This is a genomic window from Streptomyces spiramyceticus (assembly GCF_028807635.1).
Lineage (GTDB): Bacteria > Actinomycetota > Actinomycetes > Streptomycetales > Streptomycetaceae > Streptomyces > Streptomyces spiramyceticus.
In genome coordinates this window covers 4,434,585-4,457,680 of sequence record NZ_JARBAX010000001.1, presented here as the reverse complement: position 1 = coordinate 4,457,680, position 23,096 = coordinate 4,434,585, and the positions used below count along the sequence as shown (strand labels likewise).

16 protein-coding genes are annotated in these 23,096 nt (G+C 71.2%); 6 read left to right on the top strand and 10 right to left on the bottom strand.

Going from position 1 to position 23,096, the window contains the following annotated elements:
- Window positions 1-8 precede the first annotated feature (8 nt).
- From PXH83_RS20535 to PXH83_RS20515, 5 genes are all read right to left on the bottom strand, one after another.
- Window positions 9-236, bottom strand: a complete 228-nt coding sequence (locus tag PXH83_RS20535) for a hypothetical protein (RefSeq protein ID WP_274561860.1) — start codon at window positions 234-236, stop codon at window positions 9-11.
- A gap of 116 nt (window positions 237-352) precedes the next feature.
- The gene (locus PXH83_RS20530; protein WP_274561859.1) at window positions 353-676 is read right to left on the bottom strand and encodes a hypothetical protein; all 324 of its coding nucleotides are present in this window, start codon (window positions 674-676) and stop codon (window positions 353-355) included.
- Window positions 673-1,041 (bottom strand): WhiB family transcriptional regulator, encoded by a 369-nt coding sequence (locus PXH83_RS20525; RefSeq protein WP_214920293.1) that lies wholly within the window; start codon window positions 1,039-1,041, stop codon window positions 673-675. Before PXH83_RS20525 ends, PXH83_RS20530 begins: the two co-directional genes overlap by 4 nt.
- Window positions 1,042-1,196: 155 nt before the next feature.
- On the bottom strand, window positions 1,197-1,490 hold the full coding sequence (locus tag PXH83_RS20520; RefSeq protein ID WP_274562919.1) for a hypothetical protein: 294 nt from the start codon (window positions 1,488-1,490) through the stop codon (window positions 1,197-1,199).
- 182 nt (window positions 1,491-1,672) lie between these two features.
- Window positions 1,673-3,859, bottom strand: a complete 2,187-nt coding sequence (locus PXH83_RS20515; protein WP_274561857.1) for an ATP-dependent DNA helicase UvrD2 — start codon at window positions 3,857-3,859, stop codon at window positions 1,673-1,675.
- A gap of 156 nt (window positions 3,860-4,015) precedes the next feature.
- Between PXH83_RS20515 and PXH83_RS20510 the strand changes: the two genes are divergently transcribed.
- The gene (locus tag PXH83_RS20510) at window positions 4,016-4,273 is read left to right on the top strand and encodes a mycoredoxin (RefSeq protein ID WP_214920292.1); all 258 of its coding nucleotides are present in this window, start codon (window positions 4,016-4,018) and stop codon (window positions 4,271-4,273) included.
- 86 nt (window positions 4,274-4,359) lie between these two features.
- Here the strand turns inward: PXH83_RS20510 and nudC are convergent, their stop codons facing one another.
- The 5 genes from nudC to PXH83_RS20485 form a co-directional block, all read right to left on the bottom strand.
- On the bottom strand, window positions 4,360-5,313 hold the full coding sequence (gene nudC, locus PXH83_RS20505) for an NAD(+) diphosphatase (protein ID WP_274561856.1): 954 nt from the start codon (window positions 5,311-5,313) through the stop codon (window positions 4,360-4,362).
- A 54-nt stretch (window positions 5,314-5,367) separates the two neighbouring features.
- Window positions 5,368-6,777, bottom strand: a complete 1,410-nt coding sequence (locus tag PXH83_RS20500) for a dipeptidase (protein WP_274561854.1) — start codon at window positions 6,775-6,777, stop codon at window positions 5,368-5,370.
- A 10-nt stretch (window positions 6,778-6,787) separates the two neighbouring features.
- Window positions 6,788-10,858, bottom strand: a complete 4,071-nt coding sequence (locus PXH83_RS20495; RefSeq protein WP_274561853.1) for a UvrD-helicase domain-containing protein — start codon at window positions 10,856-10,858, stop codon at window positions 6,788-6,790.
- Window positions 10,859-10,910: 52 nt separating this feature from the next.
- Entirely contained in the window at window positions 10,911-14,276 is a 3,366-nt protein-coding gene (locus PXH83_RS20490; protein ID WP_274561852.1) for an ATP-dependent helicase, read from the bottom strand.
- A 251-nt stretch (window positions 14,277-14,527) separates the two neighbouring features.
- Window positions 14,528-15,061, bottom strand: a complete 534-nt coding sequence (locus PXH83_RS20485) for an MGMT family protein (RefSeq protein WP_274561851.1) — start codon at window positions 15,059-15,061, stop codon at window positions 14,528-14,530.
- A 176-nt stretch (window positions 15,062-15,237) separates the two neighbouring features.
- Here PXH83_RS20485 and PXH83_RS20480 point away from each other — a divergent pair, with 176 nt between their 5' ends.
- The 5 genes from PXH83_RS20480 to PXH83_RS20460 all read left to right on the top strand — a co-directional run bounded on the left by PXH83_RS20480 (window position 15,238) and on the right by PXH83_RS20460 (window position 23,051).
- Window positions 15,238-17,910, top strand: a complete 2,673-nt coding sequence (locus tag PXH83_RS20480) for a lysylphosphatidylglycerol synthase transmembrane domain-containing protein (RefSeq protein ID WP_274561850.1) — start codon at window positions 15,238-15,240, stop codon at window positions 17,908-17,910.
- 137 nt (window positions 17,911-18,047) lie between these two features.
- Window positions 18,048-19,610 carry an alpha/beta hydrolase gene (locus PXH83_RS20475; protein WP_274561849.1) on the top strand — a complete coding sequence of 521 codons (1,563 nt, stop codon included), beginning with the start codon at window positions 18,048-18,050 and terminating at the stop codon, window positions 19,608-19,610.
- Window positions 19,611-19,684: 74 nt separating this feature from the next.
- Entirely contained in the window at window positions 19,685-21,325 is a 1,641-nt protein-coding gene (locus tag PXH83_RS20470) for an alpha/beta hydrolase (RefSeq protein ID WP_274561848.1), read from the top strand.
- Between the two features lie 119 nt (window positions 21,326-21,444).
- Complete coding sequence (locus PXH83_RS20465) at window positions 21,445-22,236, top strand: ParA family protein (RefSeq protein WP_214920286.1); 792 nt, start codon at window positions 21,445-21,447, stop codon at window positions 22,234-22,236.
- A complete protein-coding gene (locus PXH83_RS20460) occupies window positions 22,236-23,051 on the top strand; it encodes a ParB/RepB/Spo0J family partition protein (RefSeq protein ID WP_274561847.1) in 816 nt (271 codons plus the stop codon). Before PXH83_RS20465 ends, PXH83_RS20460 begins: the two co-directional genes overlap by 1 nt.
- Window positions 23,052-23,096 lie beyond the last annotated feature (45 nt).

Sequence of the window (23,096 nt, the reverse complement as noted above, 5' to 3'; positions counted from 1 at the left end):
GCGGGCGCTCACCACCAGGGCGAATCGAGGCGGCCCTCGATCGCTCTGAGGTTGGCGCGCGCGCAGTCGTCGCAGAAATACTGGCGGCGGCCGTTCTCCACCGAGCAGGTCCAGGTCAGCGGTGTGCCCTCGGAGACCTTGCCGCAGCGGGAGCACACGACGACGTCGGCACCCTGCTGCGCAGGGTGAGGAGTCTGCTCAGGAGGCCGGGGGTCTCCCCCGGGAGGACTCGGCACATCTATGACGATATCCCCCGACGGGGCGCGTTGCAGCGTACAACGCACCGCGGGGGCCGGTCCCTTCGGACCGGCCCCCGCGAAGGGCTTCTGTCTGCCAAGCAGCCAGTGCCTGGCTACTGCATGACCGCCATGGCCAGAGCGCGACGGGCACGCAGCGACACACGCTCGGCACGGCGCTGCATCCGCCGGGCGGCGATCAGGCGCACGGCCTGGTGTTCCGCCTCGGCTTCACGCCTGCGTTCTTGCATATGGGCACGAGCCAGGGCTTCTGGAATGAGTTGCATCTCGCGGGTCCTGTTCTGACGCGAGTCATTCGCGCCGGTGGTGGTGACGTCGGGGGTAGCGGAGCCGATGGGCTCACGGGCGGAAGGGTTCATCGGGTCCTGCTTCTTGGGATCGTGCGTATGGGGTCGATCGATGGTTCCGATGGCGTTCATGCCGCGACCGGGTTCTTGCGCGGGCGGCCACGCGGACGCTTGCGGGCGACGACGACACCCTGGACGAAGAGCTCGCCACCCCAGACACCCCAGGGCTCGCGGCGCTCCTTCGCACCGGCGAGGCAGGCCTCGACCAGCGGGCAGGTGCGGCAGAGCGACTTGGCGTACTCGACATCGGCCGGCGACTCGGCGAAGAAGACCTCCGGGTCATAGGAACGGCAGGGGACGGGCACGCCGAGGTTCTCGATGGCGTCGTCGAGCGCGGTGAGCGCAGTGAGGGGGGTCAAGGCGGGGTCCTCCGTGAGACCGGGCGGGGTGATCGTTTGGGAAGGCGGTACGGACGGGGCGTGCGTTTCGAGTTGCACGGTGGCTGTTTCCTCGTCTGATCGTTCCGGCCGGTTGGCCGGTTGGCGGTTGCTGTCCCGAGGCCCTTCGCTCTGTCTCTCCCGTTCGGGACAAACAGAAGGGCCGCGGATCCCTGGTGGGGTTCCGCGGCCCTGAAGGCGCCTGCCTGAGCGAATCAGGCTGGATCACTCCAGGGTTCAGGCCCACGGAAGGCCCACATCGTGTGGTGCTGCGTCGTCTGCTTCATGGATCCGGCACCGGCTGCCGCAAAGGCATAGGCCCTTGCCTGTGCCGCTGCTACTGCTGCTTCCGGTGCCTCAGTCGGTCGCTCATTGCGCGGCGACACGGGGAGGCTCGCGAGAGACGCCAGGCTGACGGCGGAAATGCCGGACAGACCGGTGCCACGGAGAGAGGAGCCGAGCGGGCAGGTGGCGACGACCGAGCGATCGGTCATTTTGGTGAAGTTCATGAAGCTGGTCACTGGGCTCGCCTCCTCTCGGCGTCTCGGGGACCTGATGGCCGGGGCCGGTCCCTACGTATTCGGATGAGTACAGCACGGAAACAGCGCTTCAGAGAAGTCGCTGTTGCCGTGGTTAAGAACCTATGGGGATTCCTGGGGCATGCGCAAACTATTTTTTCGACGAGTTTGAATCAGTCCTCCTCGTCGGCTCCTCCAGGCTCCTGACCTGTGCAGAGAGCCAGCACATCGGCTCCAAAACGCTCCAGCTTCCGGGCGCCGACACCTGAGATGACGGCCAGTTCTCCCGCCTCGCCCGGTGCCGCCTCGGCGATCGCCATCAGCGTCTTGTCGGTGAAGACGCAGTACGCGGGCTGGCCCAGGTCCTTCGCCTGGACAGCGCGCCAGTCGCGCAGCCGCTCATACAGCGCCTCGTCCATGTCGGACGGGCAGTCCTCGCAGCGCATCAGCTTCACCTCGCCGGCCTCGGTGAGGGTCTTGCCGCACACCCGGCACAGGGCCGAGCGCCGACGCCCCCGCTTGGTGGCGCCGGTGGCGCTGCCGCGCTCGATGCCTCCACCGCCGCCGCCGGCGGACCGGCTGCCGGGGATTGAGGAGCCGGGGCGCAGCCCGTTCAGGAAGCGGCTCGGACGGCGGGATGCGCGGCCGCCGGGTGAACGGGACAGTGCCCAGGAGAGGCCCAGGTGGAGCCGGGCCCGTGTCACGCCGACGTACAACAGGCGCCGCTCCTCCTCGACCTGCTCGTCGGTCTTGGCGTAGGTGATCGGCATCATCCCCTCGGTGAGGCCGACCAGGAACACGGCATCCCACTCCAGGCCCTTGGCCGAGTGCAGCGAGGCGAGCGTTACGCCCTGGACGGCGGGCGCGTGCTGGGCGGCCATGCGCTCGTCGAGCTCCGCGACAAGGTCGGAGAGCGTCGCTGCCGACCTGGCCTTCGCGAAGTCCTCCGCGAGGCGGACCAGTGCCGCGAGCGACTCCCACTGGTCACGGACGGCGCCGGAGCCCGCTGGGGGCTGCGTGGTCCAGCCGTTGCCGCTGAGGACGGCGCGGGTCTGGGAGGGCAGGTCCACGACGTCGTCGAGCAGCGGGTCGTTGTCCCCGAAGCGGGCGGCGCTGCGCAGGCCTGCGATCGCCTTGCGCACCTCCTGGCGCTCGAAGAACCGCTCGGCGCCGCGCAGCTGGTAGGGCACTCCCGCGTCGGCCAGGGCCTGCTCGTAGACCTCAGACTGGGCGTTGATGCGGTACAGCACGGCGATCTCGCTTGCCGGGACGCCCGCCGCGATCAGGTCGCGGATGCGGCGGGCCGTGCCCTCGGCCTCGGCGGGCTCGTCGGCGTACTCCGTGTAGACGGGCTCGGGGCCCGCCTCGCGCTGGGAGATCAGTTCGAGCCGGTGCTCGGCGGCGCGGCCGCGCGCCTGGTTCAGCAGGCCGTTGGCGAGGTGGACGACCTGCGGGGTCGAGCGGTAGTCGCGGACCAGCTTCACCACGGTTGCGTTGGGGTGCTCGGTGCGGAAGTTCAGCAGGTGGTCGGGGGTGGCGCCGGTGAAGGAGTAGATCGTCTGGCTGGCGTCGCCGACGACGCACAGGCTCTGCCGGTCGCCGAGCCACAGTTTGAGCAGCCGCTGCTGGAGCGGGCTGACGTCCTGGTACTCGTCGACCACGAAGTGCTGGTACTGGCTGCGCACGTGGTCGGCGATGTCGTGGCGGTCCTGGAGGATGCCAACGGTGAGCAGCAGCACGTCCTCGAAGTCGATCATGGCTCGATCGCGCTTGAGCTGCTCGTACATGGCGTAGATCTGAGAGATCTCCGCCGCGTCCCTGGGAGCTTCTCGGCTCGACTTGGCGACCTCGGCCGGGTAGTCGCCGGGGACCGTCTGCGTGACCTTCGCCCACTCGATCTCGCCCGTCACGTCACGCAGCTCATTGCGGTCGAGCCGGACGCGGCAGCGTGCGGCGGCCTCGGCGACGAGCTGGATCTTGCGCTCGACGAGCCGCGGCAGCTCGCCACCGACTGCTTTCGGCCAGAAGTACTGGAGCTGGCGTAGCGCGGCGGAGTGGAAGGTCCGCGCCTGGACGCCGCCCGCGCCGAGCTGACGGAGCCGGCCGCGCATCTCCCCCGCGGCGCGGTTCGTGAAGGTGACAGCCAGCACACTGGCGGGCTGCAGTATCCCGGCACGCACGCCGTACGCGATGCGATGCGTGATCGCGCGCGTCTTGCCGGTGCCGGCTCCTGCGAGCACACACACCGGACCATGCAGGGCCGTCGCGACCGCGCGCTGCTCGGGGTCGAGCCCTTCGAGCACCGCGTCCGCCGAGTCGGGGACCTGCGGGAAAAGAGAGGAGTGCGTTGCTGCTGTCACACAGCCATGCTGCCAGGTCGCCCGAGGTGGCTGGGTCGGTTGTCCACAGGGAGCGGGCGCCGATCGTACTAATGCGGGAATGGTGAGCGCGTCACGTACGTTCGAGTCCCTGGGAAATATACGAATCCCCCAGCGAATCAAAGGAGCGCCAACGACATGCCGGGCACTGTGACGATGTACAGCACCACGTGGTGCGGCTACTGCCGTCGGCTCAAGAGCCAGATGGACCGCGAGGGCATCACGTACAACGAGATCAACATCGAGCAGGACCCGGAGTCGGCGGCCTTCGTCGAGAAGGCGAACGGCGGAAACCAGACAGTTCCGACCGTCCTCGTGATCCCGCACCAGGGCGGCCCGGAGTCGGTCATGACCAACCCGAGCCTGGCCCAGGTCAAGCAGGCGCTGGGCGCCTGAGACCACCCCCGTACATGTGGAAGGCCCCCGAGCTCGGCTCGGGGGCCTTCCACATGTACGGCCGCATGTACCGGTACGCGGTCTGCCTACGGGTTCAGCGGCTTCGGCAGGGGCTTGCCGTACCAGAGCTCCACCAGGCGGGCCGCGATCGAGATACCTGACGGGGGCAGGATCTCGCCGGTCTCGATCGCGTTCCGCAGGTCGTCCCTGGAGAACCAGCGCGCCTCTTCGATCTCCTCGCCGTCCACGTTGATCTCCGAGGACGTGGCGCGGGCCATGAAGCCCAGCATCAGGCTGGACGGGAACGGCCACGGCTGGCTGGCGACGTACTCGACATGACCGACGGTGACGCCCGCCTCTTCGAAGACCTCGCGCGCCACCGACTGCTCGATCGACTCGCCGGGCTCGACGAAGCCCGCGAGCGTCGAGAACCGGCCTTCCGGCCAGTGCACCTGGCGGCCGAGGAGCGCGCGGTCGTCCTCGTCCGTGACGAGCATGATCACAGCGGGGTCGGTGCGCGGGTAGTGCTCGGCGCCGCACGCCTGGCAGCGGCGGATGTGACCCGCCGCCGCGATGACGGTGCGCTCGCCGCAGCGCGAGCAGAAGCGGTGCAGCCGCTGCCAGTTCTCCAGGGCCACTGCATGGAGCATCAGGCTCGCGTCGCGGGGTGAGAGCAGCAGTCCGGCTTCGCGCAGGCCCGCAGCGCGCGCGGACTGGTCCATGCGGCCGGGCAGGGCGTCCTTCTGGAGTGCGAAGTAGCTGACGCCTTCCTCGTCCGTACCGAGGAAGTAGCGGTGCGTCTCGGTGACCGGCGCCTCGAAGGCCTGGGTCATGACGAGTTCGGTGCGGCCGTCCGGGGTGTCGTCGACCAGGGCCTGCCCGCCGGAGACCACGAAGACCCGGGTCGTCGGGTGGCTCCACGCCGCAGCCAGCCATGCCTCGTCGAGGCGGTGGTGGGCTGCGCGGTCGATGCCGCTCGGAGCGGTGAGACCGATCGGGCTCTCCGCTGTCAGGCCCGTGTGGTCGGTCGAGGTACTCACAGGTGCTTCCAACTCCCCCGGATGGACTGGATTGGTTCGGGTCGTTCAGGACGCTCAGGCGGTTCGGGAGGGCTGCCAGTTCGCCGCGAGGTCGCCCCACAGGTACGCGGCCGTTTCCACGCCCTTCATGAGCAGGTCGAGCTCGACCTTCTCGTTGGGCGCGTGCCAGCCGTCGGACGGTACGGAGATACCCAGGAAAAGAACGGGTGCACCGAGTACGTCCTGAAGATCGGCGGCGGGTCCCGAGCCGCCCTCTCGTGTGAACAGGATCTCCTGTCCGAAAGCACGGCCCATCGCCCTTACGACGGACTGCAGGGCGGGGTGGTCCAGCGGCGTCAGGCACGGGCGGGTGGCGGCGCCGAAGCTGATCTCGTGGCTGATTCCGGTCGGCACCCGGGCCGCGACCCAGTCTCGTACGGACTGCTCGATACGGGCCGGATCCTGGCCCGCGACCAGGCGGAACGACAGTTTCAGGTGGGCGGACGACGGGATGATCGTCTTGCCGCCGGGGCCCTGGTAGCCGCCGCCGATGCCGTTGACCTCGGCGGTCGGGCGGGCCCAGACGCGCTCCAGGGTGGTGTGGCCCGCCTCGCCGAGAGTGGCGCGGGACTTGGCCGTACGGAGCCATTGCGCCTCGTCGAAGGGCAGGGCGGCGAACAGCTCGCGCTCACGGTCGGTGAGAGGCGTGATGCCGTCGTAGAAACCGGGGACTGTGACGTGCTCGTCCGCGTCGTGCAGGGCAGCTACGAGACGGGCGGCGACGGTGGCCGGGTTCGGTACGGCGCCGCCGAAGGAGCCGGAGTGGATGTCCTGGTCCGGCCCGTACAGGTCGATTTCGCAGTCCGCGACGCCGCGCATGCCGGTGCAGACGGTGGGGGTGTCCTCGGACCACATGCCGGTGTCCGAGACGATCACCGCGTCGGTGGTCAGGCGTGCGGCGTGCTGTTCGACCAGGGCGCGGAAGTGCGGGGAGCCGGACTCTTCCTCGCCCTCGATGAGGAGCTTGAGGTTCACGGCGGGGGCGGTGCGGCCGGTGGAGGCGAGGTGGGCCCGTACCCCGAGCGTGTGGAAGAAGACCTGGCCCTTGTCGTCGGCCGCGCCGCGTGCGTACAGGCGCCCCTCGACGATCTCGGGCTCGAAGGGGTCGGTGTGCCAGCCGTCCTGGCGGGCTGCGGGCTGCACGTCGTGGTGCCCGTAGACGAGGACCGTGGGGGCGGCAGGGTCGCCGCTCGGCCACTCGGCGAAGACCGCGGGGGCGCCGTCCGTGGGCCAGATTTCGGTGACCGGGAAGCCGGTCTCCTTGAGCTTCACGCACAGCCAGTCGGCACTGCGCCACACGTCCTCGGCGTGGACCGGATGAGCCGACACGGAAGGGATGCGCAGCCAGTCGGCGAGGTCGCCGAGGAAGGCTTCGCGGTGCTCCTCGATGTACGTGCGGACTGCGCTGTCCGGGGCGTCGCTCATGCTCCCGAGCCTATCCGGCCGTCGGACCCGGCTCGTCCAGCAGGATCCGTTCGAGCTCGGCACGGCCCGGGAGGCGGGCGGGGCGGGCGATTTCACCGCTCCGTACGTAGAGGAAGGCGGCGCCCACGGCGTCGACGGGGAGGTCGTGCTGCTCGGCCCACGCGAGGCGGTAGACCGCCAGTTGGAGGGGGTCTGCCGCGTGTGTGCGGCTCGTCTTCCAGTCGACGATCTCGTACGCGCCGGTGTCCTCGTCCCGGTACACGGCGTCTATACGGCCCCTGATCACGCGGCCCGCGAGGGTGAGGTGGAAGGGCGCCTCGATGCGGTGCGGGGTGCGGCGGGCGTACGGCGTGCGTTCGAACGCCTCCTTGAGCTCGGCCAGGTCGCGCTCGTCCGCGATGTCGGCCTCGCTGTCGTCGCCTCCGGGCAGCTCGTCCGGGCCGAGCATAGGGAGGGGCAGTTCCTCGAAGCGGGACTCCACCCAGGCATGAAAGCGGGTGCCTCGGCGGGCTGCGGGCTGCGGCGGGCGCGGCATGGGGCGGGCCAGCTCCTGGGCGAAGCCGTCGGGGTCGGCGGCGAGGCGCAGCAGCTGGGAGGCGGTGAGGGAGGGCGGCAGCTGGACGTCGCGGGTGGTGGCGCGGGCGCGGCGGAGCTCGCCGGCGAGTGCGTCGAGGTCGCGGTCCCATGAGGCGACGGCGCGGGCTTCCTCGGGGGTGAGGCGGCTGCGCGCCTGGCCCGACCCGGGCTCCCCGGCCGACGCGGGGTCGGCGGGGTGGGGGCGTGCGGGCATGGTGTCGTGGCTGGAGGCACCGTGCTGCGATGCGGGGCCGGGGCGCTCCGCTGTGCGCGGGTGGGGTACGGCGGCAGCGGACGGCCGCGGGCCGGGATGCGGGGTGGGGCGGCTGCCCGGGGCCGGGCCCGAGTGCGGGTCGTGGTGGGAGTGCGGGTGCGAGTGGGACGGGTCGCTGTCGCCGTCCCCGGGCGGCGTCGGACGCTCGGCGCGGAGTGCGCCCGACGGGTTTTCGGAGCCGACGGGGTAGGGGCCGGTACCGGCCCCGGCGGATGCGTGGACGGCGTCAGCGCCGTGGTCGGGTGCGGTCGCAGGGCGCTCGGTAAGGAGGCCGTCCCAGGACGACACAGCGCCCGCATCGTCCGTGTCGGACGGGAACCCGGCCCACTGTCCCTCATGGGCGTCATCTGTCGGCCCCCGGTCAGGCTCCCCCGCAGGGCGCTCCGCAAGAAGGCCCTCCCAGGACACAGCCTCGTCGTCATCCGTACCGGACGGGAACCCGGCCCACTGTCCCTCGCGTGCGTCGTCCGTCGCCTGCTCGTCGGGCTCCGCTGCTGGGCGCTCCGTGAAGAGGCCCTCCCAGGCCACGGCTTCGGCGTCGTCCGTACCGGACGGGAACCCGGCCCACTGTCCCTCGCCTGCGTCGTCCGTCGCCCGCTGGTCGGGCTCCGCCGCAGGGCGCTCGGTAAGGAGGCCCTCCCAGGACGCCGAGTCGGCGAACGGGTTGGCCTGCGCAGCATCCGCCTCGTACCACTCCTGTGGGGGTTCTTCCTCGTACGGGTCGTCGGCGGAAGGCGTCGTCAGGGCGTTCAAGTGGGCCAGCACCATGTCCGCCGCCCGGCGGCGGCGGGACATCGACGTCGCGTCCAGCGGGAGGGGCCAGGCCTGGTCCGCTGTCGCGTCCTGCAGGGACGGGTTTTCCTCGTCCTTCGTCGGCGCGTCCGCCCAGACCTCGATCTCGCCGAAGCCGGTCGCGCAGTGGTCGTACAGGGCCTGGAGGAACGCGGAAGGGCCGCGCGGTTTCTTCTGGGTCGGGCCCCACCAGTGGCCCGAGCCGAGGAGCAGGGACCGCGGGCGCGTGAACGTGACGTAGCCGAGGCGGAGTTCCTCGGTGTGCTGGTGGGCCTTCATGTCGTCCTTGAAGGCCTTGATGCCCTTCGCGTCCCAGTCCCGGACGTCCGGGAGCGTCTTCGCGTCCCCGCGCAGTGCGTGCGGCAGCACCTTGGCCTGGGAGGCCCAGGAGTCGCGGGACTGTTCGCTCGGGAAGTGGCCCGAGACCAGGCCCGGGGCGGCCACGACGTCCCATTCCAGGCCCTTGGACTTGTGGGCGGTGAGGACCTTGACCGTGTTCTCGCCGCCGGGCAGGGCGTTGTCCAGGCCCTTTTCGTACTGGGCTGCCGTACGCAGGAAGCCCAGGAAAGCCAGGAGCGTCGCTTCGCCGTCCAGCGCCGCGAAGCCCGCCGCTATGTCCAGGAAGTTGCTCAGCGTCTCGCGGCGGCGGGCGGCCAGGGCGTGCGGTGAGGCGGAGAGTTCCACTTCGAGGCCCGTGGTGGCGAGGACCCGGTGCAGTACGTCCATGAGCGGGTCGGCCAGCGAGCGGCGCAGGTCGCGCAGTTCGGCGGCGAGGCGGGCGAAGCGGACCCTGGCGTCGGCGGAGAAGGGCAGGCCGTCGTCCGTACCGCCGCCGGAGTCCAGGAAGGTGTCGAGCGCGTCGGCGAGAGAGATCACCTCGGACGGGTCCACGCCCTCCACTGCCTCGGCCAGTCTGCTGTCGGGGTCCGCGTCGTCGCCCTGTGCGCGGTGGACCAGCAGCCGTGCCCTGCGCCCGAGCAGCGCCAGATCGCGCGGGCCGATGCGCCAGCGGGGGCCAGTGAGGAGGCGTACGAGCGACGCATTGGCACCCGGGTCCTGGAGGACTTCGCAGACCGCGACCAGGTCCGCGACCTCCGGGAGATGGAGGAGCCCGGACAGGCCGACCACCTCGACCGGTACGTCCCGGGCGACCAGTGCGCCCTGGATCTCGGCGAAATCGCCCGCTGTACGGCACAGAACCGCGATTTCGCCGGGCTCCTTGCCCGTACGGACAAGGTGGGCGATCGAGTCGGCCAGCCAATCGATCTCCTCCGCATGCGTACGGAGAAGGGCGCAGCGGACCGTGCCGTCGCGCTCGGCGCCGGGCGCGGGGCGCAGGGCCTCCACGCCCTCGTGCATGGCGCGGAGCGGGACGGCCAGGCCGTTGGCGAGGTCCAGGAGGCGGCCGCCGCTGCGGCGGTTCTCGCTGAGGGAGTGGCGGGTGGCGGGGCGGCCGTCCGCGTACGGGAAGTGGGCGGGGAAGTCGTCGAGGTTGGCGACGGAGGCGCCGCGCCAGCCGTAGATCGCCTGGCAGGGGTCGCCGACAGCCGTCACCGCGTGCCCTGTGCCGCCGCCGAACAGCCCGGAGAGCAGGAGGCGCTGCGCGACCGAAGTGTCCTGGTACTCGTCGAGGAGGACGACTCGGAATTCGTCGCGCAGGATCCGGCCGGTCTCCTGGCTGGTCAGCGCGAGTTCGGCGGAGAGCGCGATCTGGTCGCCGAAGTCGAGAAGGTCGCGGCTGCGTTTGGCCTCGCGGTAGCGGGTGGTCAGCTCCAGCAGTTCGAGGCGGGCGGCGGCGGCCTCGGGGACCTTGCGCAGGTCGGGGTTGGTGAGCTTGACGGATTCGAGGGTGCGCAGGAGTTCCGTGTCGTACGCCGCGAGGCCCTCGGGGCGTACGAGATGCTCGGCCAGCTCACCGTCCAGCGCCAGGAGGTCGCTGACCAGCGCCGGGAAGGACTTGGTCAGCTCGGGGTACGGGCCGGGCGCCTCGCGCAGTACGCGGGCGGCGAGCTGGTAGCGGGTCGCGTCGGCGAGGAGGCGGGCGGTCGGTTCCAGGCCGATGCGCAGGCCGTGTTCGGTGAGGAGCTGGGCGGCGAAGGCGTGGTACGTCGAGATCCGGGGCTCGCCGGGAGGATTGTCGGGGTCGATCACGTCCGGGTCGGTCACTCCGGCGCGGACCAGGGCCTTGCGGACGCGCTCGGCGAGCTCGCCTGCGGCCTTGTTCGTGAAAGTCAGGCCCAGAACCTGCTCCGGGGCGACCTGTCCCGTCCCGACCAGCCACACCACGCGCGCTGCCATGACCGTCGTCTTGCCCGAACCGGCTCCGGCCACGATGACCTGCGGGGCAGGCGGTGCGGTGATGCACGCCATCTGCTCCGGGGTGAACGGGATGCCGAGGAGCTCTTTGAGCTGCTCGGGGTCGGTGATTCGGTCGGACACCCCAGAGAGGCTATCCGCCCCCGCCGACAGCCCCGGCCCGTCCGGTTTTCAACTATTCGATTACGTGGCGGCCCTCCGGCTGTGCGCTGCACGACGCGCGGAAGGCGCAGTGCGTGCAGTGCTGGCCGGTGGCGGGGGCGAAGCGCTCGTCGAGTACGCGGCCCGCGGCCGTGGCGAGCAGGTCGCCGACCCACTCCCCTGTGAGCGGCTCCTGTGCCTGGATTTTGGGAAGGGCTTCCCCGCCGTCCTTCTTCGCCGCCGCCTGCCGCAGTTGTACGAGTTCCGCGCCGCCGGGCTGGGGGCGCGTGCCGGCGAAGGCGTCGTCCACCGCACCCTCCCGTACCGCAAGCTGGTACACGGCCAGCTGGGGGTGGTGGGCGACCTCGTTCCGTGTGGGGGTCGATTTCCCCGTCTTGAAGTCGACGACGTAAGCCCGTCCCTCCGCGTCCTCCTCGACGCGGTCCATGGAGCCGCGGATCCGCACCTCGTACGATCCGCCCGCCTCCAGCGTCACGTCGAAGTCGTGCTCGGTGGCGACAGTGGTGCGGCCGCCGCGGTCCATGACGTGCCACTGGAGGAAGCGTTCCAGCGCGACGCGCGCGTGCTCCTTCTCCTGCTGGGACTTCCAGGGGGCGTCGAAAGCGAGGGCGTCCCAGACGGAGTCGAGGCGCTCCATCAGTACGGCGAGATCCGCGGGCGTACGGCCGGACGCAACCTCGTCGGCGAGGACGTGGACGACGTTGCCGAAGCCCTGGGCCGCTGTGGCGGGGGCGTCCGCCTTGACCTCGCGCCCCAGGAACCACTGGAGGGAGCAGGTGTTGGCGAGCTGGTCCAGGGCGCTGCCGGAGAGGGCGACGGGCTGGTTGCGGTCCCGCAGCGGGATGCTGCTCTGCGTCGGCTCGTACAGGCCCCACCAGCGGTACGGGTGCGCGGAAGGGACCAGCGGCTGGCCGTCCTCGTCCGCGAGCGCGGCCAGCCGGGCCAGGCGGCGGGCGGCGGCGTCCCGCAGGGCGGGGGCCGCGGCCGGGTCGACGGTGGTGGCGCGCAGTTCGGCGACGAGCGGGGCGACCGCGAGGGGGCGGCGGGGGCGGCCTGTGACGTCGCGCGGTTCTACGCCGAGCTCGGTGAGGAAGCGGGAGGGCTGGTCGCCGTCGTCGGCAGGGGCCTTGACGGCGGTGACGACCAGGCGGTCGCGGGCGCGGGTCGCTGCGACGTAGAAAAGGCGGCGCTCTTCGGCGAGGAGTGCGCCCGGGGTGAGGGGTTCGGCCAGGCCGTCGCGGCCGATGCGGTCGGCTTCGAGGAGGGAGCCCCGGCGGCGCAGGTCCGGCCAGAGGCCCTCCTGGACGCCCGCTACGACGACCAGGCGCCATTCAAGGCCCTTGGAACGGTGGGCCGTCATCAGGCGTACGGCGTCCGGGCGTACGGCGCGCTTGCTGAGGGTGTCGGCGGCGATGTCCTGGGCGTCGAGCTCCTCCAGGAAGTTCAGCGCGCCCCGGCCGCCGGAGCGCTCTTCGGCACGGGCCGCGGTGTCGAAGAGTGCGCACACCGCGTCGAGGTCGCGGTCGGCGTTGCGGCCTGCGGCGCCGCCGCGCAGGGCTGCACGTTCGAGGCGCCCCGGCCAGGGGGTGCCGTCCCACAGCTCCCAGAGGGCCTCTTCGGCGGTGCCGCCGGCTTCGAGGAGTTCGCGCGCCTTGCGCAGGAGCGCGCCGAGGCGCTGGGCGCCGCGGGCGTAAGCCGGGTCGTGCGCGGCCAGCCGCTCGGGCTCCGCGAGGGCGCGGGCGAGGAGCTCGTCGGAGGGCGGGGGCAGGCGGTTGCCCGCGGCACGCTCCTCGTCGCGGAGGGCGCGGCCGAGGCGGCGGAGGTCGGCGGTGTCCATGCCGGCGAGGGGTGAGGTGAGCAGCTCGGTGGCGGTTTCGGTGCGGAGCCACGTGGTGGTGGGCGCGGGGTCGTTCCCCTGGTCGGCCCCTTCACGAGGGTGCAGTGCTGCCTCTGCCACCGCTCTCAGGGCCGTCAGCAGGGGGGTCACCGCAGGCTCGTGGCGCAGCGGGAGGTCGTCGCCGTCTATCTCCAGGGGGACTCCCGCAGAGGTGAGGGCCCGGCGTACGGCCGGGATCGTGCGGCCGCCGGCCCGGACCAGTACCGCCATCTCGTTCCACGGCACGCCCTCCTCCAAGTGGGCGCGGCGCAGGATGTCGGCGATGTTGTCGAGTTCCGTGCCCGCCGTCGGGTACGTGAAGACGTCCGTACGGCCTCCCTCCCGTACCGGGGACAGGTCCCTGTGCGCCCGTACCTTTTCGGCCGGAAGGCGGGTCAACGGCATACGGCGGGTGAGCAGGCGCGTGGCCGTCAGAAGTTCGGCGCCCGAGCGGCGTGATGTGGTCAGCACCTCTACCGGGGCCGGCCTGCCGTCCGTACGGGGGAAGTAGTCGGGGAACTGAAGGATGCCGCCGACGTCCGCGCCCCGGAAGGCGTAGATCGACTGGTCGGGGTCGCCGAAAGCGACCAGTGTGCGGCCCGATCCGGCCAGTGCGTGCAGGAGGCGGACCTGCGCCGGGTCGGTGTCCTGGTATTCGTCCACGAAGACCGCGTCGTACTGCGCGCTGAGCCGGCCTGTGAGCTCCGCCTCTTCGGCGAGCAGTACTGCGCGGTGCACCAGCTCGGCGTAGTCGAGGACTCCCTGCATGTCGAGTACGTCGAGATATTCGGCCAGGAAGGCGGCTGCCGCCTTCCAGTCGGGCCGTCCTGTACGGGCGGCGAAGGCGCCCAGCGCGTCCGGCCCCAGGCCCAGTTCCCGGCTGCGCGCCAGCACCGCGCGTACCTCGTCGGCGAAGCCACGGGTGGTGAGGCAGGCGCGCAGTTCGTCCGGCCAGTGGACGTCGGAGGCCAGGCCGGTGCGCTCCAGGTCCACGTGGCCCGCCAGCAGCTCCCGTACCGCCACGTCCTGTTCGGGGCCGGACAGCAGCCGCAGCGGTTCGCTGAAGAGATCGCTGTCCTGGTGGGCGCGGACCAGGGCGTAGCAGAAGGAGTGGAAGGTGGTCGCCTGCGGCCCGTACGCGCCGCCGAGACGGAGGGCCATCCTGTCGCGCAGTTCCACCGCCGCCTTGCGGCTGAAAGTGAGTACCAGGATCCGCTCGGGGGACGCCCCTTTGGCGACGCGCGCGGCGACGGCCTCCACCAGGGTCGTCGTCTTGCCGGTGCCGGGTCCCGCGAGAACGAGCAGCGGTCCGCCCGCATGGTCAACCACCGCACGCTGTCGTGCGTCCAGAAGAGGAGGATCCACAGGCGCAGGCGGGGTACGTACCAGTCGGTACGCGCCCGGGGTCCTCCCCCTGCGCCCTTGCCGGCTCGGGGGGACCTCCGGCCGTGCTTGACGGTGTGGCGGATTCCGGGCGGAACCTGTGGAAGTGGAGGAGCTCACGTGGATCGCCGGTCCTGGTGGGTGTGCGGGTTGACTTGCCGCGGTGCGCGGGGCGCGGCGGGTGCGGGACGAGTGGTGGTACGAGCGGGATGACGGGGACAGCAAGGATGACGGGGATGGCTGGGACGAGTGGTCCGGGCGTGCGGCGCGCTGACGACGCTACGCCAGTGGGCGGCGGGGGCGCAGCGAGTCAGGACCGTACCCCGTACGGTCCTGGCGCCGCCCACTGCGGGGCCGCATGCCGGAAGCTGTCAGGTGTGAGCCGTGTGAGCTTCCGCACCCCCGCCGACGCCGGCGTCCCCCGCGCCGCCGTCCCGGCCGCTGTCGCGGCCCCGGCCCGTGCCGCAATCGGCGCCGGTGCCCTGATCGCCGCCCGTGCCGTCCTCGTCCCCCGCCCCCGCGTCCTCCTGGCCCCTCCCGCCGTCCCACCGCGCCCGCTTCAGGTCCAGGCGCGGCACGTGGCTCTCCGCCCTGGCGGACGCCGTGCGCAGTGGGGTGCCCTCTGCCCGGTAGTGATCCAGCGCCCGCAGCTCGTGGCCCGGCAGCAGCACGCCGTCCGCCCGCACCACGCGCCACCAGGGAGCGCCGCCGCCGTACAGGGCCATGACCCGGCCCACCTGGCGGGGCCCGCCCTCTTCCAGCCACTCGGCGACGTCCCCGTACGTCATCACCCGGCCCGGCGGAATCAGGTCTGCCACTTCCAGCACACGCTCGGCATACTCGGGGTATCGGGTGGAATCCGATGGGGATTCGGAGGATTCCGGCAGCTCCCGTTCATCGCTCATCCGGCCAATCCTGCCCCACGCCACCGACAATCCGCACGGCCCCGAGAGGCGCATCCAAAACACCGCACGCCCCCGCAATGCACCCTGATGCCCCCCTCCGTCATCTGGTCATGCCACCATCATCCGGGCGGTGACAGGTGATACGAGATCAAGAAGAAACGACGAAGGAGCAGGGCGTGCAGCCTTCCCCGGCGGGCACCCCTGGCGCCGAGTCGCGCTCCGATGCGCCCGCTCCGGACCCTCACTGCGGTCCGGGCGCGAGCCACATCGACCGGGTCTCCGGTGACGAGCCGCTGCTCGCCGCGCGCGTGCACCGGCCCTCCGACCTGGTACGTCTCCTCGTCGGCATCCTCGGAATCGTCTGCGTACTCGCCATCGCAGCCTTCGCGCACGGCACCACGTCCGGCCTCGAAGAGGACATCAGCAAGGGCACGGGACAGACCCCCGACGTCTTCACGAAGCTCGCAGGGCTCATCTCCAGCATCGCCATACTGATCCTGCCGGTCGCCTTCGCGATCGAGCGGCTGATCAAGCGCGACGGACTGCGGATCGCGGACGGCGTACTGGCCGCCGTACTCGCCCATGGGGTGGCCCTCGCCACCGACCTGTGGGTCTCCGAGGCCGCCCCCGACACGATCACGGACGCCCTCACCCGGACCACGACGAGCGGCGACCTGACCGACCCTGTGCACGGCTATCTCGCGCCCGTCATCGCCTACATGACGGCGGTCGGCATGGCCCGCAGGCCGCGCTGGCGGGTGGCGCTGTGGGCGGTCCTGCTGCTCAACTCCTTCGCCGTGCTCGTCGGCGGCCAGACCACGCCGTTCTCGATCATCGTCACGGTGCTGATCGGCTGGACCGTCGCGTACGGCACGCTCTACGCCGTCGGCTCCCCGAACGTACGGCCCACCGGACAGACCCTCCTCGCGGGCCTGCGGCACGTCGGGTTCCACCCCGTCACCGCGATGCGCGCCGAGGACGTCCCCGACTCGGCCGAGCAGGGCGACCGCGGACGCCGCTATCTCGTCACCCTGGAGGACGGCCCGCCCCTCGACGTCACCGTCGTGGACCGCGAGCAGCAGGCGCAGGGCTTCTTCTACCGCGTATGGCGCCAGGTGACGCTGCGCGGCATCACCCAGCGCCGCTCGATCCAGTCCCTGCGCCAGGCCCTCGAACAGGAGGCGCTGCTGGCGTACGCCGCGATCGCCGCCGGGGCCAATGCCCCGAAGCTGATCGCGACCTCCGAACTCGGACCCGACGCCGTGATGCTCGTGTACGAGCACCTGGGCGGGCGCTCGCTGGACTCGCTCCCCGACGAAGAGATCACCGACGAGCTGCTGCGTGGCTCCTGGCGCCAGGTGAAGGCGCTCCAGTCGCGGCGTATCGCGCACCGCAGGCTGGTCGGCGACGCAATCCTGGTGGATCGTTCCGGCAGGGTGATCCTGACCGATCTGCGCGGCGGCGAGATCGCCGCGGGCGACGTCGTCCTGCGCATGGACATCGCCCAGCTGCTCACCACGCTCGGGCTCCGTGTGGGGGCCGAGCGCGCGGTGGCCGCCGCCGTCGACGTGCTCGGGCCCGACGCGGTCGCCGACAGCCTGCCGCTGCTCCAGCCGATCGCGCTCAGCCGCTCCACGCGCGCGACGCTGCGCAAGCTGGCGCGCGAGCGGTCGCAGCGCGAGCGCGAGGCGGTGCTCGACGCGTCGCACGCCGCCAAGGCGTCCAGGACGGGCGAGACGGCGGGCGACGAGGCCACGGCCGCCGCCGATGGCCGGAAGGCCGTACGGGCGGAGAAGAAGGCCGAGAAGGGGGCCATCGAAGAGGCACTGGAGGAGGCCCGGGAGGACGACCTGCTGACGCAGATCCGTCAGCAGGTGCTGCTCATCCGTCCGCAGGCGCCCGTCGAGCCGGCCCGCCTCGAACGCATCAGGCCGCGCACGCTCGTCAGCGTCATCGCCGGTGCGTTCGCCGCGTACTTCCTGATCTCGGCGCTGATGGCCGAGGGCATCAACGAGGCCATCACACAGGCACAGTGGGGCTGGGCCGCCGTGGCCGTGCTGTTCTCCGTGCTGAGCTATCCGGCCGCCGCGATGAGCCTGCTGGGCTTTGTCCCCGAGAAGGTGCCTTTCTGGCGCACTGTCAACGCGCAGGTTGCCGGGTCCTTCGTGAAGCTGGTCGCCCCGGCGGCGGTCGGTGGAGTGGCGCTCAACACCCGCTTTCTCCAGCGCGCCGGTGTACGCCCCGGGCTCGCCGTGGCGAGTGTCGGCGCGGCCCAGCTCTTCGGTCTGGCCAGCCACATCTCGCTGCTGATGATCTTCGGCTATGTGACAGGCACCGAACGGACACCCACGCTGTCCCCGTCCCGGACGGTGATCGCCGGACTGCTGACGGCGGCCGTGCTGGCGCTGGTGGTGACGGCCGTGCCGTTCCTGCGCAAGTTCGTGGCGACGCGGGTGCGGTCGTTGTTCGCGGGTGTGGTGCCGCGCATGCTCGACGTACTCCAGCGGCCGCAGAAGCTGATCACCGGTATCGGCGGGATGGTGCTGCTCACCGCGGCCTTCGTGATGTGCCTGGACGCGTCGATCCGCGCCTTCGACAGCGACGCCCGGCTGAGCTACGCGACCATCGCGGTGGTCTTCCTGACCGCCAATGCGCTGGGGTCCGCCGTTCCGACGCCCGGCGGTATCGGCGCGGTCGAGGGCGCGCTCATCGCGGCTCTGACCTTCGCGGGGCTGCCTTTCGAGATCGCGTCCCCTTCCGTACTGCTGTACCGGCTGCTGACGTTCTGGCTGCCGGTGCTGCCTGGCTGGCTGTTCTTCAACCACCTGACGCGCAAGGGCTACCTCTAGTCACTGCGTATCCAGTCACCTCGCGTCGCGTCACTTCGCGTCGCGTCACTTCGCATCGTCACTTCGTACAAACCGGGCGCGTCCCGAATGGCGCTCCCGGAGCGGCACGCTCCCGCGCCCCGTCGCACGATGGATCCATGGCCACCTCCCCCGTCCTGCGCGCCACGGCCGTCTTCACCGCCGCCGTGCTCCTGTCCGTCGCCGGATGCTCCGACAACGGCGACAAGGACGGGAACGGGGACGGAGCGGAGCAGGACCTCGCCGGCCAGAAGCTGGACTGGAAAGACTGCCCCGCCCCGTCCGCCGCGGAGGGCGGCGGCGACGCGCCCTCGCCCCTCCCCGGCGGCAGCAAGTGGCAGTGCTCCTTCATGAACGTCCCGCGCGACTACGCGAAGCCGGACGGCGAAACGATCGAGCTGGCACTCATCCGTGTCAAGGCCCGCGACACCAAGAACCGCATCGGCTCCCTCATCTTCAACTTCGGAGGCCCCGGCGTCTCCGGAGTGACCGGCCTGCCCTCCCTGGCCGCCAACTACGAGAAGCTGCGCTCCCGCTACGACCTGGTCGGTTTCGACCCGCGCGGAGTCGGCCGCAGCGTCGGTATCGAGTGCTACGACGACGAGCAGCTCGACGAGTACTACGCCCAGGACAGCACCCCGGACGATGCCACCGAGGAGAAGGCCTTCACCGAGAGCCTCGCGGAGTACGCCTCCGCCTGCGAGGAGAACTCGGGCGACGAGCTCCCGTACGTCGGGACCACCAATGCCGCGCGCGACCTGGACCTCATGCGCCAGGTCCTCGGCGACAACAAGCTGTACTACTTCGGCATCTCGTACGGCACCGAACTGGGCGGCGTCTACGCCCACTTGTTCCCCAGGAGAGTCGGCAGGGCGGTCTTCGACGCCGTCGTCGACCCCACCAAGTCCTCCGAACAGGGTTCACTAGGCCAGACCAGGGGCTTCCAGCTCGCCCTCGACAACTTCGCCCAGGACTGTGTCGACAGGGGCGAGGAATGCGCGCTGCCCGGCCGCACCGTGAAGGAGATCGAGGAGTTCATCGCCGACCTCATCAAGCGGCTCGACCAGAAGCCCGTCAAGGGCATCGGTGAACGCCGGCTGACGCAGTCCCACGCCGCCAACGGAATCATCCAGACTCTGTACTCCCAGGACTACTGGCAGTACCTGGAACAGGGCCTCGACGAGGCGGACGGCGGCAACGGCGAGCTGCTCCTCACCCTCTCCGACTCCCTGAACGGCCGCAGCCCCGACGGCTCGTACAGCAACATCGGTGCGGCGAACGCCTCCATCAACTGCGTGGACTACAAGGCGCGTCACGACCTTGAGCAGACCAAGGCGAAGCTCCCCGAGTTCCGCAAGGTCTCCCCCGTCTTCGGCGACTTCCTCGGCTGGGGCCTGTCGGGCTGCTCGCAGTGGCCGGTGGACGGGGAGTGGGACACCCCCGACGTACGCGCGCCCGGCTCGGCCCCCATCCTCGTGATCGGCAACACCGGCGACCCGGCGACGCCCTACGCGGGCGCCCGGAAGATGGCCGAAGAGCTGGGCAAGGGCGTCGGCATCGAACTGACGTACAGGGGCGAGGGGCACGGGGCGTACAACAGCGACGACCCGTGCGTACAGGGCGCTGTGAACGCGTACCTGCTGGAGGGCAAGGTCCCGGCCGCCGGGACCGTGTGTCAGTAGGGCCGCCTAGGATGGCGAATCTGTTTTCGACTTATTCGAATCGTTCGCACACTGGGCACTTGCGGGGGGCCACGATGGCGAGTTTTGTACGAGCAGGTGCCCTGGCGGCGGCTGCGCTCCTGTCGGCGGGAGCAGCCGCCGGCTGCGGCAGCGGTTCCCCGGACGCCGGATCGCCCCCGTCTGCCTCCTCCACCCCGGCCTCGCCCTCCAAGGCCTCCCCCTCCAAGACCTCTCCCTCCAAGACCTCTCCCTCCAAGGACATGGGCGGGAGCGGTGAAGGCGGCGCACAGCCCGCCCTCCCGGCAGCGCTGACCGGCCAGCAGCTCGACTGGAAGCGGTGCGCCGCGCCCCGCAGGGCGAGGGGCAGCGGCGCCCAGGCCCCCGGCAGCCAGTGGCAGTGCGCCACGCTCACCGCGCCGCTGGATTACAGCAAGCCGGACGGCGAGACGATGGGCATCGCCCTGATCCGCTCGAAGGCCACCGACAGCGACCGGCGCCTCGGCTCGCTCCTGTTCAACTTCGGCGGGCCCGGCGGCTCGGGCGTGGCCGGACTGCCCGGCTTCGGCACCGCCTTCACTGCCCTGCACGAGCGGTACGACCTGGTCAGCTTCGACCCGCGCGGCGTCGCCGAGAGCTCCGCCGTCGTCTGCCAGGACGACCGGCAGGCCGACGCTTCGTTCCTGCTGGACTCCACCCCCGACACACCCGCCGAGGAAAAGGCCTACCTCGACGACTCCGCCGCCTTCGGCGCGGGCTGCCTCAAGCGCTCCGGCAAGGTCCTGCCGTACGTCGGCACGAGCAGCGCCGCCCGCGACATGGACCTGATCCGCCAGGTCCTCGGCGACAAGAAGCTGAACTACTTCGGCTTCTCCTACGGAACGGAGCTCGGCGGGACGTACGCCCACCTGTTCCCCAAGAACGTCGGGCGCATGGCGCTGGACGCGGTCGTCGACCCGTCGGCGGACTTCGTCCACCACTCGCGGAATCAGACCCTGGGCTTCCAGCGCGCCCTCGACAACTATTTCAAGAGCACCGGCACCACCCCCGCGGCGGGCACCGCGCGCGTCGCGCGGCTGCTCGACCGGCTGGACAAGAAGCGGCTGACCGCCCGCAGCGGCCGCCCGCTCACCCAGAGCCTGGCGGTCACCGGCATCCTCCAAACGCTCTACGGCGAGGACAGCTGGCCCATGCTGACCAGGGGCCTGCGGGAGGCCGAGAACGGCGACGGCACGACGCTGCTGGCCCTCGCCGAGACGTACAACAACCGTGACCAGGAAGGGCATTACAGCACCGATCACCACGCCCAGCGCGCCATCTCCTGCGCCGACGCCAAGGGGCGCGTGAGCGGCGCCGAGGTCAGGAAGAAACACCTGGCCGACTTCAAGAAGGTCTCGCCCGTGTTCGGCCCGTACCTGGCCTGGGACCTGGCCGGCTGGTGCGCGTCCTGGCCGGTCGACGGCGAGCACGAGACGCCCGAGGTCGGTGCCCGGGGCGCCGACCCGGTCCTGGTCGTCGGCGGCAAGGGCGACCCGGCCACGCCGTACGAAGGATCGCTGCGGATGGTCGACGAGCTGGGCAAGGGCGTCGGCGTACAGATCACCTACGAGGGCGAGGGTCACGGCGCGTACCTGACGGGCAACTCCTGCATAGCCCGAGCGGTCAATCCGTACTTCCTGGACGGCAAGGTTCCGGCGGACGGGACCACCTGCTCGTAACCCCATCCGCTCATCACTCTGCAGCCCCACCGGCGTGTGTACGACGCGCGCCCGCGCTCCACTGTCACAGTGACCACAAATCCCGAATGTCGGATTTGCGCGAATCAGGGAGAGTGGTCGTGGCCCACGTACATGTGATCCTCAATCAGAAGGGCGGCGTGGGTAAATCCACGCTCGCCGTCAACCTCGCCGCCGTCACCGCCGACGTGCTCGGCGCCGGGCCCGAAGGCGAGCGGCCGCCCGTCGTCGCCGTCTCGATCGACCCGCAGGGCTCCGCCGTGTGGTGGTCGGAACGGGTCGGCGACGGCCTGCCGTTCGACTTCGTGCAGGCCCATGACGACCTCGCCGGGCTCGCCGCCCTCCCCCGCATCCCCTCCGCCCAACACGTCTTCGTCGATACGCCCGGCTGGCTCGACCTCGCGGAATCGGACGGCGAGGACCCCCTGGGGAAGGGGTCGGCGGCGGACGCGCTGCGCGCCGTCCTCGACAGCGCGCACGACGTGATCGTGCCGATCGAGCCCGAGCCGCTCGGCTTCCAGCCCACCCAGCGCACCATCGAGCGGGTCGTGAAGCCGCGCGGGCTGCCGTTCCGGGTGGTCATCAACAACTGGGACCCGCGCGACGGCAAGGCGGATCTGGACCAGACCCGGGCGTTCGTCGAGGCGCAGGGCTGGCCCCTCGCGCGCACCGTCGTACGCCATTACAAGCTGCACACCCGCGCATCGGCCGACGGCCTCGTCGTCACGCAGTACGGCGCGAACCGCGTCGCACTCCAGGCCCGCGAGGACTTCTTCCGCCTGGCACTGGAGGTCGGACTCGCCGTCATCCCGGCCCCGGCCAAGCCCAGGCGGGCGCCCCGCACGAAGCCGCATACGAAGCCGCGTACGCCCAAGAAGGCGGGGGCTCGCTGATGGGCCGCCGCACCGACCTCGCCACGCTGCTCACTCCGGGAGCGCCCGCGTCGCGCGCCGAGCGGGACACGTACCAGCTGACCCTCCCGCTCGCGGACCTGGCCGAGAACCCCGACAACCCGCGCCACGAGCTGCGTGACCTCGACGGCCTGGCCGAGACGCTGCGCGAGCGCGGCGTGCTCCAGGCCCTCGGCGTCGTCTCGCGCGCCGCGTTCCTCGGCGCGCATCCGCAACACGAGGCCGCGGTGGGCAACGCCCCGTACGTCGTACTGCACGGCCACCGTCGGCTGGCGGCGGCGAAGCTGGCCGGGCTGCGTGAAGTGCCGGTGCTGGTACGGGAGGACGCGACCCGCACCGACGAGGACGCGCTCATCGAGAACGTCCAGCGCGACGATCTCACCGAGCTCGAACAGGCCCGGGCCATCCAGGGCCTGATCACCTCGTACGGCTACTCGCAGCGGCAGGTGGCCGCCCGGATCGGCAAGACCCAGGGGTTCGTCTCGCAGCGGCTGTCGCTGATGAGGCTCCGCGAGGACCTCCAGGAAGCGCTGGCCGACGGACGCGTGTCGGTCGAGGACGCGCGCCGGATCGCGCGGCAGCCCCGCGACGAACAGCAGCTCCCGGGAGCCGTGCCGGCCGCACCCGTGCCCAAGGCACGGCAGCAGGCACGGCGGCGCGATTACGGCGTAATCACCCTGGACAGCCGGGGCACGCCCGAGGAGCTCGTCGAAGCGCTGCGCCGCAACCTGGCGCCCGCCGCTCTCGAACGGGTGGCGGAACTGCTGGCACAGGGGCGCTTGTCACGGGGACGCTGACGCAAGCCGAAGGGGCCGCCCCGCACATGTTGTGCGGGGCGGCCC